This is a genomic window from Caldimonas brevitalea, assembly GCF_001017435.1.
GTDB lineage: Bacteria > Pseudomonadota > Gammaproteobacteria > Burkholderiales > Burkholderiaceae_C > Caldimonas > Caldimonas brevitalea.
Window position 1 is genome coordinate 2,820,353 of sequence record NZ_CP011371.1, and the last position, 17,757, is coordinate 2,838,109.

Below are 17,757 nucleotides of genomic sequence, written 5' to 3' on the forward strand. Positions count from 1 at the left end.
TCGCACCGCGTCCCTGGTCCGCTCCGCAACCTCCGAGGATCCTCTCCATGAAACCGTTCATCCCAAAGCCTTGGCATGTCGTCGGGCTGATGGCCGTCAGCACGGGACTGGTTCTCAGCTTCTGGCAGGACAAAAGCGTCGCCGATCGGTTACTGCCGCACGGTTACTGCTTCACTTGGAGCCCCACGCTGCTCAGCATGCATGTGATCAGCGACGCGGTGATCGGGCTGGCCTACGTGACGATCCCGCTGACCCTGATGCACCTGGTGCGCCGACGAGGAGACCTGCCCTTCAACTGGATGTTCCTGCTGTTCGCGTTGTTCATCGTGAGCTGCGGTACCACTCATTTCATGGAGGTGTGGACGGTGTGGCGGCCGAACTACTGGTTGTCCGGCAGCGTGAAAGTGGTCACCGCGGCCGCGTCCGTGCTCACTGCGTTCGCGCTCATCCGGTTGGTGCCACAAGCCTTGGGTCTCCCGTCGGTGCATCACCTGAAGGAAGCGATGGCCGCGCTAGAGGACGAGGCCACCCGCCGCGAGCAGATGCTGGCAGAGGCCGAGCGGCTGCGCGTGGCCGCCGAAGCGGCGAGCCGCGCCAAGTCTGACTTTCTGGCAACGATGAGCCATGAGATCCGCACGCCGATGAACGGCATCCTGGGCACTGCCGACTTGCTCGTGCGGGCGCCGCTGGGCGAACGCGAGCGCGCCCTCGCCGAAACGCTGCTGCGTTCGAGCCGGTCGCTGCTCGGCATCCTCAACGACATCCTCGATCTGTCCAAGATCGAGGCCAACGAGCTGCATGTGGGCGCGGAAGCGTTCGACCCCCGGCACTTGCTGGAGGAAGTCCGCGACCTGTTTCTGAGCTATGCCGGCAGCAAAGGCCTGGAGCTCACAATCGACATCGACCCCGGGGTGCCGCACGGTGTGATCGGCGACCCCGACCGTGTGCGGCAAGTGTTGAGCAACTTGGTCAGCAATGCCGTCAAGTTCGCGTCCACCGGCACCGTCCATCTGCGCCTGACGGCCCGCTTCGGCAGCGGCGAGGGAGTCAGCGAGCCGCCCACGCTGCGCTTCCAGGTCGACGATCCAGGTCCGGGGATTCCACCTGAAGCCCGGGAGCGCCTGTTCCAGCCCTTCCGCCAACTGGACAGCTCGATTGCCCGGCGTCATGGCGGCACAGGCTTGGGGCTCGCCATTTCTCAACGTCTCGTGCAACTGATGGGCGGCAGCATCGATTTCTGCAGCACCCCGGGCGAAGGCACGAGTTTCTGGTTCGAGTTGCCGACGCCCCTTGCCCAGGCTGTGCCGGTGCCTGGCCCGCGGCAGGAGCCCCCGGAACTGCGCTTTGCGCACAGCGGTGCCGCTCCGCTCGTGCCAGCCGACCCGTTACAGCCTCTGCCCGAAGTCGGGGCACCGCGCATCTTGGTCGTCGAAGACAACCCGGTGAATGGACTTGTGCTCGAGGCGCAGCTGGCCGGGCTGGGTTGCGCTTGCGACGTTGCGACCGACGGAGAGGAGGCCCTGCGTCGCCTCGAGGCCGACGGGTACGACCTGGTGCTGATGGACTGCATGTTGCCGGGCCTGTCGGGCTACGAGGTGTGCCAACGCTGGCGCACCATCGAGCGGGAGCGCGGGCGGGGCCGTGTACCGATCATTGCGCTCACCGCCAATGCGCTTGCAAGCAACGCCGAGGAGGCACGTGCCGCCGGCATGGATGACTTTCTGACAAAACCCTGTACGGTGGACAAACTCGGGCGGACCGTGCGGCGTTGGCTGCTCGGCGAGGGCGGGAACACATTGCGACGGTCGAAGCTGTAGCGCCGCTGGGCTGAACCCGGCTGGCCCGGGCTGCAGTGGCAGCCCCGAGGGCTCGTACGGGCTTCGTGCAGTTGGCCTGCCTCACGACACTGCGCAGGCGATTTCGCGATACGTTCCTGTGCGGACAGGCCCTCACTACAATCCGTGCATTCTATGAAGCACGTCAAGAAGTCCGTCCTGCTCTGGTACTCCGCGCAGGAAATGTACGAGCTGGTCACCCGGGTCAGCGACTATCCCAAGTTCCTGCCCTGGTGCGAGAAGGCGGAAGTGCTGGCGGAGGCCGACCACGAGATGACGGCCCGGCTCACGCTCGCCTATGCCGGCATGCGCCACGCGTTCACCACCCGCAACACGCACGATCCCGGGCGCAGTGTGGTGGTGACGCTGGTCGACGGCCCATTCTCGCTGCTGGAGGGCAATTGGCGTTTCAACGGCCTGAGCGGCGGCGCTTCGGGGCCGCCCGCATGCAAGGTCGAGCTCGACCTGCGCTACGCCTTCTCCAGCGGCGCGCTGCAAGCGCTCGTCAGCCCGGTGTTCGACCGCATCGCCAACACCCTGGTCGACTCCTTCGTGCGTCGCGCCGAGCAAGTCTATGGCCCCCGATGAGGGTTCGGGCGACCGGTGCCGCGTCGAGGTGGTCTACAGCCCCGCGCCCGGTGAGATCGACAGCGTCAACCTCACGCTCGCGCCAGGCGCCACCGTGTTGCACGCGCTGCGCGCCAGCGGTGTCCTGGCGCGGCACCCGGAGATCGACCTCGCGCAACCACGGGTGGGTGTGTGGGGGCGTCTGAAGGGCTTGAGCGACCCCCTGCGCGACCGCGACCGTGTCGAGGTCTACCGGCCCCTGAAAGTCGATCCGAAAGAGGCGCGGCGCTTGCGCTATCGCGGCCACCGCGAGCGCAAGGCCGGGACGAGGACGCAGGGCAGCTGAAAGAAGCTGCCTCCACGCCGCCGGAGCGCGGGTCTACCGACGACTACTTGCAGTCGCTCGCAATGACCTGCTTCGCGCGTTCGACTTCCTTGGCGCGGGCCGCGTCGTCGAGGATTTCGCGCTCGCCCTTTTCATTGGTGCGGGCGATGCGGATGCCGCTGTCCAGCGTCTGCTGGTAGTTCTTGGCACGCGTGCAGTTCTCGGCACGTGCCTTGGCGAGGCGCTCTTCCTCGGCCTTGGCCTTGGCTTCTTGCTCCTGCGCTTCCTTCTTGCGCCGCTCTTCCAGTTCCTTGTCGACGCCCGGCGCGGCCGGCTTGGCCACCGGGGCCGCGGGCGCGGAGGCTTCGGTCGCTGGTACGGGCGGCGTCGCCTTGCGTGCGCCGGCCGGTCGCTGCAGCACGTCTTTGTCGGTCACTGAAGCCGGTGGCGGGCGGTCGCTGTACTGAACCTTGCCGCTGGCGTCGCGCCACTTCCATTGAGCCGCCGCGGGCAGGCTGGCGGCGAGGCCGAGCGTCATGCCGACGACGGCGGTCAGCACGCGAAGCGAGACGTTTTTCATGCGGGGCAGTGTAGCGGCCGGGGCAGGGCCGACCAAGGCCCGCCGGGCTGCCGGGCACGTCCTGTGTGACCAATGCCACGCTTGGCGCCGCCAAGGCAGCGCGGGGCCCGGCTGCACGCGATGCCCCCACATCCGTATAATTCGCTTTTGCGTCTGGAGCTTTCTCATGCGCCTGCTCGGTAAAGCGCTCACCTTCGACGACGTTCTGTTGGTGCCGGCTTTCTCCCAAGTGTTGCCCCGCGACACGTCTCTTGCGACCCGCCTTTCCCGCAATATCACGCTGAACCTGCCACTCGTGTCCGCCGCGATGGACACGGTGACCGAGGCGCGCCTTGCGATCGCGATCGCCCAGGAAGGCGGCATCGGCATCGTCCACAAGAACCTGAGCGCCAAGCTGCAGGCGGCCGAGGTGGCCAAGGTCAAGCGTTACGAGTCGGGCGTGCTGCGCGACCCGATCACCATCCCGCCCACGCTCAGCGTGCGCCAGGTCATGGAGCTGTCGCGCCAGCATGGCGTGTCGGGCTTCCCGGTGCTCGAGGGCAAGACCGTGGTGGGCATCGTCACCGGCCGTGACCTGCGTTTCGAGACCCGCCTCGACGTGCCGGTGCGCGACATCATGACGCCGCGTGAGCGGCTCGTCACCGTCAGCGAAACCGCCTCGCTCGCCGAGGGCAAGGCCCTGATGCACAAGCACAAGCTCGAGCGCGTGCTGGTGGTCAACGAAGCCTTCGAGTTGCGCGGCCTGATGACCGTCAAGGACATCACCAAGCAGACCACCTTCCCGAACGCCGCCCGCGACTCGCACGGCAAGCTGCGCGTCGGCGCCGCGGTCGGTGTGGGCGAGGGCACCGAAGAGCGCGTCGAACTGCTGGTCAAGGCCGGTGTCGACGCGATCGTGGTCGACACCGCGCACGGCCACAGCAAGGGCGTGCTCGACCGGGTGCGCTGGGTCAAGCAGAACTTCCCCGACGTCGACGTCATCGGCGGCAACATCGCCACCGGTGCCGCCGCGCTGGCGCTGGTCGAGCATGGTGCCGACGCCGTCAAGGTCGGCATCGGCCCCGGCTCCATCTGCACCACCCGCATCGTCGCCGGTGTCGGCGTGCCGCAGATCACTGCGATCGACAATGTCGCCACCGCGCTCAAAGGCTCCGGCGTGCCCCTGATCGCCGACGGCGGCATCCGCTATTCGGGCGACATCGCCAAGGCCATCGCGGCCGGTGCCAGCACCGTGATGATGGGCGGCATGTTCGCCGGCACCGAAGAGGCGCCCGGCGAGGTCATCCTCTACCAGGGACGCAGCTACAAGAGCTACCGGGGCATGGGCTCGATCGGCGCGATGAAGGCCGGTTCGGCCGACCGCTACTTCCAAGAGAACGACGAAGCCGTCAACCCCAACGCCGACAAGTTCGTGCCCGAGGGCATCGAGGGCCGCGTGCCCTACAAGGGCTCGGTGGTCGCCATCCTGTACCAGATGGCCGGCGGCCTGCGCGCCTCGATGGGCTATTGCGGCTGTGCCGGCATCGAAGAGATGCGCAACCGGGCCGAGTTCGTCGAAATCACCGCGGCCGGCATCCGCGAGAGCCACGTCCACGACGTGCAGATCACCAAGGAAGCGCCCAACTATCGCGTCGAATGAGCGCGCGCTTGCGCGAGCTGCAGGCAGCACCGGGTGCTGCCTTTTCCTTTTCTTGAACAGGCCCCGACCGTGCACGACAAGATCCTCATCCTCGACTTCGGCTCCCAGGTCACGCAGCTGATCGCACGGCGCGTGCGCGAAGCGCATGTCTATTGCGAGATCCATCCCAACGACGTCTCCGACGACTTCGTGCGCCAGTTCGCACCCAAGGGCATCATCCTGTCGGGCAGCCACGGCAGCACCTACGAGGCGCACGACCTGCGCGCCCCGCAAGCGGTGTTCGAGCTGGGCGTGCCGGTGTTCGGCATCTGCTACGGCATGCAGACCATGGCCAACCAGCTGGGCGGCAAGGTCGAGTGGAGCGACCACCGCGAGTTCGGCTATGCCGAGGTGCGGGCCCACGGCCACACCAAGCTGCTCGAAGCCATCGAGGACTTCTCGACCGCCGAGGGCCACGGCATGCTCAAGGTCTGGATGAGCCACGGCGACAAGGTCACCGGCCTGCCGCCCGGCTTCAAGCGCATGGCCTCAACGCCGTCGTGCGAGATCGCCGGCATGGCCGACGAAGACCGGCGCTTCTATGCGGTGCAGTTCCACCCCGAGGTCACGCACACCCTCAAGGGCCGCGACATGCTCAACCGCTTCGTGCTGCAGATCTGCGGCGCCAAGCCCGATTGGGTGATGGGCGACTACATCGCCGAGGCGGTCGAGCGCATCCGCCAGCAGGTCGGTGACGAAGAGGTCATCCTGGGCCTGTCGGGCGGTGTCGATTCGAGCGTCGCCGCTGCGCTGATCCACCGCGCCATCGGCGACCAGCTCACCTGCGTGTTCGTCGACCATGGCCTGCTGCGCCTGAACGAAGGCCACATGGTGATGGAGATGTTCGCCCGCAACCTCGGCGTCAAGGTCGTGCATGTCGACGCGAGCGAGCAGTTCATGGGCCATCTGCAGGGCGTGACCGACCCCGAGGCCAAGCGCAAGATCATCGGCCGCGAGTTCGTCGAGGTGTTCCAGGCCGAGGCCAAGAAGCTGACCAACGCGAAGTGGCTGGCGCAGGGCACCATCTACCCCGACGTCATCGAGTCGGCCGGCGGCAAGACCAAGAAGGCCACCACGATCAAGAGCCACCACAACGTCGGCGGCTTGCCCGAGACGCTGGGCCTGAAGCTGCTCGAGCCGCTGCGCGAGCTGTTCAAGGACGAGGTGCGCGAGCTGGGCGTCGCGCTCGGCCTGCCGCACGAGATGGTCTACCGCCACCCGTTCCCCGGCCCCGGTCTCGGCGTGCGCATCCTCGGCGAGGTCAAGCGCGAGTATGCCGAGCTGCTGCGCCGCGCCGATGCGATCTTCATCGAAGAGCTGCGCGCCACCGTCGACGGGCCCAGCGGCAAGAGCTGGTACGACCTGACCAGCCAGGCCTTTGCGGTGTTTTTGCCGGTCAAGAGCGTTGGCGTGATGGGCGACGGCCGCACCTACGACTATGTCGTCGCGCTGCGCGCTGTCCAGACCAGCGACTTCATGACGGCCGACTGGGCCGAGCTGCCGTACAGCCTGCTCAAGCGCGTCTCCGGCCGCATCATCAACGAGGTGCGTGGCATCAACCGCGTCACCTACGACGTGTCGTCCAAGCCGCCTGCCACCATTGAATGGGAGTAAGGCCGGCGTCGTCCCGCCGACTTCCGGCGGGGCGGCGGCGACCGGTGGTCTCGGCGCTGCTGTAGCGCCGTGCTACAACATCTGCTCGGTCCTTGTTTGTCATCGAAAGCTTCGCATGCGTGCCTTGTTCAGTCTCGTGATGCTCGTCGCGCTCGTGATCGTGGTCGCCGTGGCGGCCAAGCGGCAGCTGGCCTCGGGCCCGCTGGCCGAGTTGCCCCAGCTGGAGGTGGCGCCGGCCGCCGCCGCGGCTGCCGCAGCCTCCCTGAAGGGGCCGTCCCCGGAACAGATCGAGCAGTTGCGTGACGCTGTCGACCAGGCGACGCAGCAGCGCATGGGCGCCCTCGACGCGGCCGTCGACGGCAAGTAAAGGCTAGTCCAATGAAACCGGAGATCGCGCCGGCCGACGAATACGCGATGCGCATCGCGCTCGACCAGGCGCAAAACGCCTGGCTGGTCGGCGAAGTGCCGGTGGGGGCGGTGATCATGCGCCAAGGCACGGTGATCGCCACTGGCTACAACCGCCCCATCACCGAACACGACCCCACCGCGCATGCCGAAATCGTCGCCTTGCGGCATGCGGCACAGCTGCTGGGCAACTACCGCTTGCCCGAGTGCGAGCTGTACGTGACGCTGGAGCCCTGCGCGATGTGCGCGATGGCGTTGATGCACGCCCGCTTCAAACGTGTGGTGTTCGGCGCGCTCGACCCCAAGACCGGCGCCGCCGGCTCGGTCGTCGACCTGTTCGCGCAGCGCCAGCTCAACCACCATACGCAGGTCATCGGCGGCGTGCTGGCCGACGCCTGCGGCGACATGCTGCGGCGCTTCTTCGCGGAGCGTCGTGCGCTGCACAAGACACGGCGCGCGCCGGCCACCCCGGCCGTCTTCGATGACGCCGCGGCGCCGCCCGACGAGCCCATCCCCACCGGCGATGCGAGTGAACTGACCGACCCGGAGAACTACTCTTGACCGTTCCAGCCCCCGTCCACACCCACGCTCACGACGACCACGAGTGTGGCCACGGCTGCCAGCACGACCACGACGGCCCCTTGTCGCTCACCGTTTTCTCGGCCGCCGGTGTCATCGCCAAGGCAGCCACGCTGCGGCTCGCCGTCAAGCGCCTGCGGGCCCACGGCTTCGACACGCAACTGGACGACAGCGCGCTGGCCAAGTCGCAGCGTTTTGCCGGCGACGATGCCACCCGCCTGGCGGCGTTGCACCGCGTCGCCGCGAGCGGCGTCTCGATCGCGATGTCCTCGCGCGGCGGCTACGGCTTCACCCGGCTGTTGGACGGCGTCGACTATGCTGCGCTGCAGCGCAGCATCGAGGCCGGCACCCGCTGGGTCGGCCACAGTGATTTCACGGCGCTGCAACTCGCCTTGTTGGCGCACAGCAAAGGCGCTGTCACCTATGCCGGCCCGATGGCCAACTACGATTTCGGCGGCGAAAGCGTCGACGAGGTCACCGAAGCCTGCTTTGTCGAAGCGATGCGCGGCGAACTCGAGGCGGTCGGGTTCAAGACCGAGGCCGGTTTCGACGGCCTCGACCTGAAGGGCACCTTGTGGGGCGGCAACCTCTGGATGGTCTGCTCGCTGCTCGGCACCCGGCACATGCCGCGCATCAAGGGCGGCATCCTGTTCGTCGAGGACGTCAACGAGCATCCCTACCGGGTGGAGCGCAACCTGCTGCACTTGCACCAGGCCGGTGTGCTCGATGCCCAGAAAGCCATCGTGCTCGGCCGTTTTACCGATTACAAACCTTCGCCGCTCGACCGCGGCTACACGCTCAAGACCGTCGTCGACTATTTGCGCAGCGTGACAAGCACGCCCATCCTGACGGGGCTGCCGTTCGGCCATGTGCCGACCAAGGTGACGCTGCCGGTGGGCGCCAAGGTGCAACTCGTCGTGCAGGGGCGGGACGTCTTGATGGCCTGGTAGGGAAGTTGCATGGCCGGGCGGCGGCGGGGCTTTATCATGCCCCGCGTTCAGGAGGATGCCGATGCCATCTTGTTGTTGTCCCGGACTGTCCGACCCGCGCGCCGCGATGTGGCTCCGGCGCCTCACCCCGCGATGGCTGTGGTGGATCGTTTTCGCCGTGCTGGCCCTGACCGTGCTGGCGGGCTGCAACAACAGCCCGCAGCCGATCGGCAGCGCCGAGACCAACACCTTGTTCTCGGCCTTCACCGAACGTTCGCCGCGCTACCTCGACCCGACCGCGTCCTATTCCAACAACGAGACGCCCTACACCTACCAGATCTATGAGCCGCTCTACGGGTACCACTACCTGAAGCGGCCCTACGAGCTGATCCCCAAGACCGCAGCGGCCCTCGTCACGCCGCGCTACCTCGACCGCAACGGCCAGCCCTTGCCCGACAACGCGCCGGGCGAGCAGGTGGCCGAGAGCATCTACGACATTCCCCTCAAGCGCGGCGTCAAATATGCGCCGCACCCCGCCTTCGCCAAGGACGAGCAGGGCCGCTACCTCTACCATGCCCTGCAGCGTGAAGACGTGGCCGACAAGCGCTCGCCGTGGGACTTCGAGCAGCAGGGCACGCGCGAGCTGGTGGCCGACGATTTCGTCTATGCGCTGAAGCGGCACGCGACCACGCGCATCCAGGCGCCCGTGTTCGGCATCTTTTCCGAACATGTGATCGGCCTGAAGGAGTACGGCGAACTGATCCGCACCGAGGATGCGAAGCTGCGCCAAGGGCTCGACCCCGCCAGCCTCGACCTGCCGTTCCTCGACTTCCGCAAGTACCCGCTGGCCGGTGCCGAGGCGCCCGACCCCTACACCTTTCGGGTGCGCTTGAAGGGCAAGTACCCGCAGTGGAAGTACTGGCTGGCAATGGTCTTCATGGCCCCGGTGCCCTGGGAGGCCGACCGCTTCTACGCGCAGCCCGGCATGGCCGCGCAAGGCTTGACGCTCAATGTCTGGCCGGTCGGCACCGGCCCCTACATGATGGCCGAGTACGTGCAAGACCGACGCCACGTGCTCAAGCGCAATCCGCACTACCACGCCGACCCCTATCCCTGCGAAGGCCAGCCCAGCGACCGCGAGGCCGGCTTGCTCGCCGACTGCGGCAAGCCCATGCCCTTCATCGACACCCTGGTGTTCTCGCTCGAGAAAGAGGGCGTGCCGCTGAAGGCCAAGTTCCGCCAGGGCCATTACGACGTGCCCGAGATCGAGCGGCCCGAGTACGGCATCGAGTTCGCGCTCGAGAAGCAGGACTCGCCGGCGGTCGAGCGCGAGTACACCGAGAAGGGCTTCAAGCTGCCGCGCACGGTCGACATGACCAACTGGTACATCGGCTTCAACTGGCTCGACCCGGTGGTGGGCAAGGGCGACACGCCCGAGCAAGCGCAGCGCAACCGCAAACTGCGCCACGCCTTGTCGATCGCGCTCGACTGGGAGGAGTACGCGCGCGTGTTTCCCCGCAAGGGTGGCGAAACGGCGATGTCGCCGCTGCCGGCGGGCTTGTTCGGCTCGCGCCACGGCACGCCGGCCGGCATCAACCCGGTGACCCACGAGCTGGTGAACGGACAGCCGGTGCGGCGCGCGCTCGCGCAGGCGAAGCAGCTGCTGGCCGAGGCCGGCTATCCGAACGGGCGCGATGCCAAGACCGGGCGGCCGCTGGTGCTGTACTACGACTACCAGCGGGTGCCGACGCCGGAGCTGAAGTCCGAGATCGACTGGGTGGTCAAGCAGTTCGGCAAGCTGGGCGTGCAGCTGGAGGTGCGCGCGACCGACTACAACCAGTTCCAGGACAAGATGCGCAAGGGTGGCCAGCAGATCTTCTGGTGGGGCTGGCTGGCCGACTACCCCGATGCCGAGAACTTTTTGTTCCTGCTTTATGGCCCCAACGCGAAGGCCAAGCACGACGGCGAAAACGCGGCCAACTATGCCAACCCCGAGTACGACCGCCGTTATGCGCAGCTGCGCCTGATGGACGACGGCCCCGAGAAGCAGAAGGTGATCGACGAGATGGTCGCCATCCTGCAGCAGGACGCGCCGTGGGCGTTCGGCTTTTTCCCATACTCGTCGGGCGCCTACCAGCAATGGGTCTACAACGCCAAACCTGGCTTGATGCTGCGCGACCAGGCCCGCTACTACCGCATCGACCCGGCTCAACGCGCCGCGCTGCAGGCGCAATGGAACCGGCCGGTCTGGTGGCCCCTGGTGTTGCTGGCGCTCGGCGTGGTCCTGCTGGTGTGGCGCGCGCGGGCCAGCTTCCGCGAGCGCGACCTGCGCACCGCCCGGGGCGAAGTGCTGAAGGAGGCGTGAGATGCTCAACTACCTCATCCGCCGCATCGGCTACGGCTTTTTGATCCTGCTGGGCGTCAACCTGCTGACCTTCGTCCTGTTCTTCACGGTCAACACGCCCGACGACATGGCGCGCTTGAACATCGGCGGCAAGCGTGTCACCGCCGAGCAGATCACCAAGTGGAAGGCACAGCGCGGCTATGACAAGCCGCTGTACTGGAATGCCGAGAGCGAAGGGCTGGACAAGCTGACCGACACCGTGTTCTGGGACCGTTCGGTGTCGTTGTTCGCGCTCGACTTCGGCCGCGCCGACGCCGAAAGCGCCGGCAACATCGGCCACCAGGTGGCCACCCGCATGGGCGTCAGCCTGCAGCTCGCGGTGCCGCTGTTCTTGCTGCAAGTGGTGGTCAGCACGGCGTTTGCGCTCTTGCTCGTGTTCTTCCGGCACAGCCGCATCGACTTCTGGGGTGTGGTGCTGTGCGTGCTGATGCTGTCGATTTCCAGCCTGTTCTACATCATCTTCGGGCAGTTTTTGTTCTCGAAGGTGATGCGGCTGGTGCCCATATCCGGCTACGACGGCGGGCTGGACGCGGTGAAGTTCTTGATCCTGCCGGTGCTGCTGTCGCTGCTGTCGCGCCTGGGCGGCGAGGCCCGTTTGTACCGGGCCATGTTCCTCGAAGAGGTCGGCAAGGACTATGTACGCACCGCGCGCGCCAAAGGCCTCGCCGAGCATGTCGTGTTGATGCGGCACGTGCTGCGCAACGCCTTGATTCCCATCATCACGAGCGCCGGCTCCTACCTGCCTTACGTCTTCCTCGGCAGCCTGGTGTTCGAGAGCTTCTTCGGCATCCCGGGGCTGGGCACTTACGTCATCGAGGCCATCGGCTCGCAGGACTTCGCGATCGTGCGCACGATGGTGTTCCTCGGCTCCTTGCTCTACATCGCGACCTACGTGCTGATCGACGTGGCCTACACCTGGGTCGATCCCCGCGTGCGGCTGGGCTGAAGCCCGAACAACCAGGAAGAAGGTCATCATCCATGGGTTTCAAGTTCGTCTGGTTGTGGACCGACGTGGTGCTGTGGGCGCTCGTCGCATGTCTCGCTTTCTATGTCGCGCGGGTGCGGCGCAGCCCGCCGCAGCGCGCCAAGTGGGCCTCGGTGTTTCGCGATGCCGCCGCGGCGTGCTCGGCCGTGGTGCTGCTGGTGTTCCTGGTCGTCGCACTGGCCGACAGCCTGCATTTCCGCCGCGCCTTGCCCAGCAGCGGCAGCCAGCAGGCCGAACAGGCCTACGACCCGCGCGTCGAGTCGGTGCTCGACCTGGCGTTGGCGCGCCAGATCGCGATGCGCGAGCCGTCCTACTCCGAGCCCTTGGCGTACCGCGGTTTTGTCAAGGAAACGGTGGAGGTCGATGGCCGGCCCACGCGCGCGTTTCCGCGCCTGCCGCACGGCGGCGCGCACTTGAAGGACCCGGCGGCCGAGTGGGGCGGCGATGTCGTCTCGCGCGGGCTCACCGGCGCGCTGCTGGGACTGGTGTCGACCGCGGTGCTGGTCGGCCTGATCGCCGTCGGCGTGGCGCGGCGCGACGCGAGTAGCGTTCGTGTGGTGCTGGCCCGGCTCGCTCGCGACCAGACCGACCTGCCATGGCGCGCCGCGACCGTGACCGTCGCGCTGATCGCCCTCGTGGCGGGCGCGGTGATCGGCTGGATGGATCACTACCACGTGCTGGGCACCGACCGCACCGGCAACGATGTGCTGTACCAGGCCCTGAAGAGTGTGCGCACGGCCTTCGTGATCGGCTCGCTCGCCACCATCGCGACCTTGCCGTTCGCGATCGCGCTGGGCATTGCTGCGGGGTATTTCAAGGGCTGGGTCGACGAAGTGATCCAGTACCTCTACACCACGCTCTCGTCGGTGCCGAATGTGCTGTTGATCGCCGCCTGTGTGCTGATGGTGCAGGTCTTCATCGACAAGAACCCCGAGTTGTTCCAGACCGGCGCCGAGCGCTCCGACGTACGCATCCTGCTGCTGTGTTTGATCCTGGGCGTCACCGGCTGGGCGTCGCTGTGCCGGCTGCTGCGGGCCGAGACGCTCAAGCTGCGCGAGCTGGACTTCGTCCAGGCGGCCACCGCCTTCGGTGTCGGGCCGCTGCGCATCATGGGCCGCCACATCCTGCCCAACGTGATGCATCTGGTGCTGATCACCACCGTGCTCGAGTTTTCGTCGCTGATCCTCTACGAGGCCGTGCTCTCGTACGTGGGCGTCGGTGTCGACCCGTCGATGAACAGCTTCGGCGGCATGATCAACCTGGCGCGCAGCGAGCTGTCGCGCGAGCCCACGGTGTGGTGGTCGGTGAGCGCCGCGTTCGCCTTCATGGTCACGCTGGTGTTGGCGGCCAACCTGTTCGCCGACGGCGTGCGCGAGGCCTTCGACCCGCGCGGGCGCTCGTTCCGCGCCCGCCTGGCCACCCGCACGCGTCCCGCCGCCTGAGGAGTGACCACGATGCTGAAAATCAAGGACTTGACGGTCGAACTCGAGGCCGACGCCGGCCTGGTGCGCGCGGTGGATGGCCTGCAGCTGTCGTTCGAGCGCGGCGAAACCTTTGCGCTGGTCGGCGAGTCGGGCTGCGGCAAGAGCATGACGGCGCTGGCGCTGATGCGCTTGCTGCCCGACAACGGCCGTGTCGCCGCCGGCCGGCTGGAGCTGGGCGGCGACGAGTTGTTCGGCTGGCCCGAGGCCCGTATGCGCAGCGTGCGCGGCGGTCGCATCGCGATGATCTTCCAGGAGCCGTCGACGAGCTTGAACCCGGTAATGCGGGTGGGCGACCAGATCATCGAGGCGATCGAGACGCACACGCCTTTGCGCGGTGCGGCGGCGCGCGCCAAGGCGATCGAGTGGTTGCGGCGGGTCGGCCTGCCAGAGCCCGAGCGCCGCATCGACGAATATCCGTTCCGCCTCAGCGGCGGCCAGAAGCAGCGCGTGATGATCGCGATCGCGCTGGCCGGCGAGCCCGAGTTCATCGTCGCCGACGAGCCCACGACCGCACTCGACGTGACGATCCAGGCGCAGATCCTCGACCTGCTGAGGGAACTGCAGCGCGAGCGCGGCCTCGGGCTGCTGTTGATCACGCACGACCTCGGCATCGTGGCCGGGATGGCCCATCGGGTCGCCCTCATGTATGCCGGGCAGATCGTCGAAGTGGCGCCGGCCGACGAGTTCTTTGCGGCGCCCAAGCACCCCTATGCGCGGCTGCTGCTGAGCGCCTTGCCGGATGCGAGCAAGCGCGGCGAGCCGCTGGCGGCGATCCGCGGCAGCGTGCCGCCGCTGTGGATGGAGTTTTCCGGCTGCCGCTTCGAGCCCCGCTGCGATCGGGCGATGCCGCACTGTCGCACCGTGCTTCCGCCGATGGAGCGGGTGGCGCCGGCCCATATGGTGCGCTGCGTGCTGTACGAGCCCAACGCTCCGCAGTCCGCACCCCATGAGCCGCGCGCGGCGGCCGCCGAGTCGCCAGCCGGGGGCGGTCGGGTCGAGGTGGTGACGACCACAGGGCAGGGCGGCAGTCCGTCGGCTCCCTTGCTGAAGGTCGAGCAGCTCACCGTGCGCTTTCCGCTGCGCCGCGGCCTGCTGCAACGGGTGCACAGCCATTTCGAGGCCGTGAAACAGGTGTCGCTCGAGATCGCCGAGGGCGAGACCCTGGCCTTGGTCGGCGAATCGGGCAGCGGCAAGACGACCACCGGCAAGGCCATCGTCCAGCTGCTGCGCGGCCAGGCCTTGATCGAAGGGCGCGCCGAGTGGCGCGGGCGCGATCTGTTCAGCTTGCAGGGCGACGATTTGCGTGCCGCACGCCGCGACGTGCAGATCATCTTCCAGGACCCGTATGCGTCGTTGAACCCGCGCATGCGGGTGGCCGAGATCCTCGAAGAGGGGCTGCTGTCGCTGCGGCCGGAGTGGGATGCGAACGCCCGGCGTGCGCAGATCGAGCGGCTGGTCGAGCAGGTGGGCTTGCGGCCCGATGCCTTGCAGCGGTGGCCGCACGAGTTCTCGGGTGGTCAGCGGCAACGGCTGGCGATCGCAAGGGCGCTGGCGGTCGAGCCGCGCCTTATCGTTTGCGACGAGCCGACCTCGGCGCTCGACGTGTCGGTACAGGCGCAGATCCTCAACCTGCTGCGCGAGCTGCAGGCGAGCATGGGTCTGTCGTTTCTGTTCATCACCCACAACATCGGGGCGGTCGAATATGTCGCGCACCGGGTGGCCGTGATGCAAGCCGGCCGGATTGTCGAGACGGGGCCGGCGGCGCAAGTGTTGGAGACGCCGCGCGATCCCTACACCCGCACCTTGCTTGCCGCGGTGCCTCGGGTGCATCGAAGGGAGATGGGCGCCTCGGTGACCTGACCGAGTGGCTTGAATGGTTGATTGGGCGCGAGAGCTGTCCACTGGTTCTCGACTTCGAGAATTTCTGCATGGTCGGCGCGCGCGCGTCGATCGCACGGTACCGAGTGGACGGAAAATGGCGAAGCGCCGGTTTCGCACGGTGGTTCTCGCCGCTGCGTCCAATAGCGGGAGCAGTCCTGGTCGAGGCCGGAGTTTTAAGTCATCCAGTCGGGGTTAGCCTGCTTCGTCCCAAGAGATGTGGCACGTCACTTCGATGCCAACAAACAATATGTCCACTGGACCTTCCCTTTGCAGTCACGTGATGGGACTTTGCACTTCCTATCTTGCACTTCAGCTTTTCCCATGCAGGTTGTGACTTATCTGACTTCAACCCTGCTGATCGCGGTATCAGTAGGTCTGGTGCTTCTTGCCTTCCGCTATGAGGTCAGGAGGCGACGGAGCCTGCACGAGCTGGTGAACTCGCGAGAGCTCGTTGTGCTTGACGATTCAGAAATCGAGCGGGACCGCGAGGTCTCAGTGCCGCACGCGGGGGTCGCAGCGCATACGGCGGATTTGAGTTCTGCACCCCCATGGCACGGGCTTGAGGGGTTTCATTGTCAGCACACCCCGGCAGAGGAGTGCCTGCATGTTCACTCCAAACTCGCATTGTTCTCTCCCGCCCTTGCAGGCGTCGTTGTCCATAAGGGAGGGGAGCTGAGACTGTTCGGTCCCTGCGTGGGCAGCGTGACGGTGCGGGTGGGAGGAACATGCTTCTCCTATGGCACGGTCACCGGTGACGCCTTGAATGAAGGGGGCGTGTTGCGCGTCTACGGCACGATCATAGGGGAAGTGAAAACGAAGCAGGGCGCCACCTTCATCAGGGGCGATGAAGGTAGTGAGTCACGGCGCTAACCCGTCTGACCATGTCCCCCGTGATGGCAGGTCGCCCGACCCCAAATTGGTCGGCTGCGGTCACCTGAGCCTCTGGCCGGCAGAACTGCCGACGCGAACCTTGGAGGTGGTCGCCGACGGCACGGGGTTGAGTTCAAGGCGATGGTCGTCGAGGAGTGCCTGCGACCCGGCGTCTCCATCGCTGCAGTGGCCCTGGCGCATGGGCTGAACGCGAATATGCTGCGCAAGTGGGTTACTGATGCGCAGCATGCAGAACCTCGGATGGCGAAGGTGGAGCCGCCGCAGCTTGACCGCCCGCAAGTCAGCCCGGCCTTCGTTCCCTTGGCGCTGACGGCACCGGTGGCCGAGGGCGAGATCCGCATCGAACTGCAGCGGACGGGTACGACGGTGAACATCGTCTGGCCGGCCGCAGCAGCGCGAGAGTGCGCGGCCTGGCTGCGGGACTGGTTGCGGTGATCCGCGTCGACGCGGTGTGGATGGCCACGACGCCGTTGGACATGCGAGCCGGGACCGACACGGCGCTGGCCCGCGTGGTCAAGGTCTTCGGCAGCGCCCGGCCTCATCACGCGTACCTCTTCGCCAATCGTAAGCGTCTGGGCACACCGTCTTGACGACGGCGGGAGACCTCGATCCGTCGGCGCGTGTCAAGGTAATTGTCGCCTCAGTCATGCAGCCAACGGTTGAATGTCTTGGCGACACGAAGCCGTTGAAACAGCGCAGTCGCGCTCAGCGTTCAGCGTGACCTTGGTGATGTGCGACCAATAGTCCCGCGTGTCGCCGGTGGGGCAGCGCCCCCAAGCAACGACCAGAGTCAGGTTTTCGCCCGGCTACGGGCGCTGCCGAGGGCCGTCGTGGTAGGGTGGCCTGTGATCTCTGGCAGCGTCAGCAACGACTCATGCAGCGTGGTCAACGCAGCGAAAGGGAAGCCACAATGGATATTGGCATCATTGGTTCGGGGAACATCGGCAGCACGCTCGCTCGAAACTTGAGAGCCCTCGGGCATCGGGTATCGATCGCTAACTCGCGAGGCCCTGCTTCCCTCGCATCGCTCGCTGCAGAAACGGGCGCGAGGGCAGCAACTGTGGAGCAGGCTGCTGGGGCAAAAGATCTCGCCATCATCACCATTCCTCAAAGCGCGGTGCTAAACCTGCCTCGGGAGGTCATCCGTTCGACGCCAGCAATCGTCGTCGACACGGGGAACTACTATCCCTCTCGGGACGGACGGATCGCTGAAATCGACGAGGGCTTAACCGATAGCGAATGGGTGGCACGCGTTCTGGGCAGGCCGGTGGTTAAAGCATTCAACAACATCGTTGCCGGAAGTCTGGCTACGCGCGGAGTCCCAGTTGGTGACCCGCGTCGCGTTTGCCTCTCCGTCGCCGGAGATGTGCCTCAAGCCAAAGAGACCGTCCAGGACCTGATTCGGGCGCTCGGGTTCGACGTTATCGACGCCGGTACGTTGGCCGACTCGTGGCGGCAGCAACCAGGCGCACCTGCGTACTGTCGGGATCTCGATATGGAAGGACTGAAGGCCGCGCTGGCACAAGCCGATGCACTTCAAATCGCGGCCTACCGCCTAAAGGCAGACCAAGAGGCGGCTCCGTACTTCGTCCGTTGATTC

General features: G+C 66.6%; 17 protein-coding genes. 16 read left to right on the forward strand and 1 reads right to left on the reverse strand.

Translation table 11 applies throughout. The features are described 5' to 3' along the window. The first annotated feature begins 47 nt into the window (after positions 1 to 47). From AAW51_RS12490 to AAW51_RS12500, 3 genes are all read left to right on the forward strand, one after another. Positions 48 to 1,817, forward strand: a complete 1,770-nt coding sequence (locus tag AAW51_RS12490) for an ATP-binding protein (protein WP_083438248.1) — start codon at positions 48 to 50, stop codon at positions 1,815 to 1,817. Positions 1,818 to 1,970: 153 nt separating this feature from the next. Next, positions 1,971 to 2,423 carry a type II toxin-antitoxin system RatA family toxin gene (locus AAW51_RS12495; protein WP_047194879.1) on the forward strand — a complete coding sequence of 151 codons (453 nt, stop codon included), beginning with the start codon at positions 1,971 to 1,973 and terminating at the stop codon, positions 2,421 to 2,423. Then, complete coding sequence (locus tag AAW51_RS12500; protein ID WP_047194880.1) at positions 2,410 to 2,748, forward strand: RnfH family protein; 339 nt, start codon at positions 2,410 to 2,412, stop codon at positions 2,746 to 2,748. Before AAW51_RS12495 ends, AAW51_RS12500 begins: the two co-directional genes overlap by 14 nt. A 43-nt stretch (positions 2,749 to 2,791) precedes the next feature. On the opposite strand, the gene AAW51_RS12505 is transcribed toward AAW51_RS12500, so the two are convergent. Then, a complete protein-coding gene (locus tag AAW51_RS12505) occupies positions 2,792 to 3,307 on the reverse strand; it encodes a DUF4124 domain-containing protein (protein WP_238947845.1) in 516 nt (171 codons plus the stop codon). A 166-nt stretch (positions 3,308 to 3,473) separates the two neighbouring features. Here AAW51_RS12505 and guaB point away from each other — a divergent pair, with 166 nt between their 5' ends. The 13 genes from guaB (at position 3,474) to AAW51_RS12570 (ending at position 17,754) form a co-directional block, all read left to right on the forward strand. Further along, complete coding sequence (guaB, locus tag AAW51_RS12510) at positions 3,474 to 4,946, forward strand: IMP dehydrogenase (RefSeq protein WP_047194881.1); 1,473 nt, start codon at positions 3,474 to 3,476, stop codon at positions 4,944 to 4,946. Between the two features lie 69 nt (positions 4,947 to 5,015). Then, positions 5,016 to 6,599 carry a glutamine-hydrolyzing GMP synthase gene (gene guaA / locus AAW51_RS12515; RefSeq protein WP_047197731.1) on the forward strand — a complete coding sequence of 528 codons (1,584 nt, stop codon included), beginning with the start codon at positions 5,016 to 5,018 and terminating at the stop codon, positions 6,597 to 6,599. Between the two features lie 115 nt (positions 6,600 to 6,714). Further along, positions 6,715 to 6,966: a hypothetical protein gene (locus tag AAW51_RS12520; RefSeq protein WP_047194882.1), complete on the forward strand. Its 252-nt coding sequence runs from the start codon at positions 6,715 to 6,717 to the stop codon at positions 6,964 to 6,966. 11 nt (positions 6,967 to 6,977) lie between these two features. Further along, entirely contained in the window at positions 6,978 to 7,565 is a 588-nt protein-coding gene (gene tadA / locus AAW51_RS12525; RefSeq protein ID WP_047194883.1) for a tRNA adenosine(34) deaminase TadA, read from the forward strand. Beyond that, positions 7,562 to 8,533 carry an LD-carboxypeptidase gene (locus AAW51_RS12530; protein ID WP_083438249.1) on the forward strand — a complete coding sequence of 324 codons (972 nt, stop codon included), beginning with the start codon at positions 7,562 to 7,564 and terminating at the stop codon, positions 8,531 to 8,533. The genes tadA and AAW51_RS12530 overlap by 4 nt, the downstream gene beginning before the upstream one ends. Before the next feature lie 106 nt (positions 8,534 to 8,639). Next, entirely contained in the window at positions 8,640 to 10,877 is a 2,238-nt protein-coding gene (locus tag AAW51_RS12535; RefSeq protein WP_047194884.1) for an ABC transporter substrate-binding protein, read from the forward strand. 1 nt (position 10,878) lies between these two features. Continuing rightward, entirely contained in the window at positions 10,879 to 11,862 is a 984-nt protein-coding gene (locus tag AAW51_RS12540) for an ABC transporter permease (RefSeq protein ID WP_047194885.1), read from the forward strand. Positions 11,863 to 11,894: 32 nt separating this feature from the next. Then, complete coding sequence (locus tag AAW51_RS12545; RefSeq protein WP_047194886.1) at positions 11,895 to 13,343, forward strand: ABC transporter permease; 1,449 nt, start codon at positions 11,895 to 11,897, stop codon at positions 13,341 to 13,343. Between the two features lie 12 nt (positions 13,344 to 13,355). Next, complete coding sequence (locus AAW51_RS12550; protein ID WP_047194887.1) at positions 13,356 to 15,245, forward strand: ABC transporter ATP-binding protein; 1,890 nt, start codon at positions 13,356 to 13,358, stop codon at positions 15,243 to 15,245. 342 nt (positions 15,246 to 15,587) lie between these two features. Then, positions 15,588 to 16,136 (forward strand): hypothetical protein, encoded by a 549-nt coding sequence (locus tag AAW51_RS12555; RefSeq protein ID WP_047194888.1) that lies wholly within the window; start codon positions 15,588 to 15,590, stop codon positions 16,134 to 16,136. Between the two features lie 141 nt (positions 16,137 to 16,277). Next, entirely contained in the window at positions 16,278 to 16,592 is a 315-nt protein-coding gene (locus AAW51_RS12560) for a transposase (protein WP_083438250.1), read from the forward strand. Continuing rightward, positions 16,589 to 16,747, forward strand: a complete 159-nt coding sequence (gene tnpB, locus AAW51_RS12565; protein WP_238947846.1) for an IS66 family insertion sequence element accessory protein TnpB — start codon at positions 16,589 to 16,591, stop codon at positions 16,745 to 16,747. The genes AAW51_RS12560 and tnpB overlap by 4 nt, the downstream gene beginning before the upstream one ends. A gap of 284 nt (positions 16,748 to 17,031) precedes the next feature. Then, positions 17,032 to 17,754: an NADPH-dependent F420 reductase gene (locus AAW51_RS12570; protein ID WP_157359826.1), complete on the forward strand. Its 723-nt coding sequence runs from the start codon at positions 17,032 to 17,034 to the stop codon at positions 17,752 to 17,754. The last annotated feature ends 3 nt before the right edge of the window (positions 17,755 to 17,757 follow it).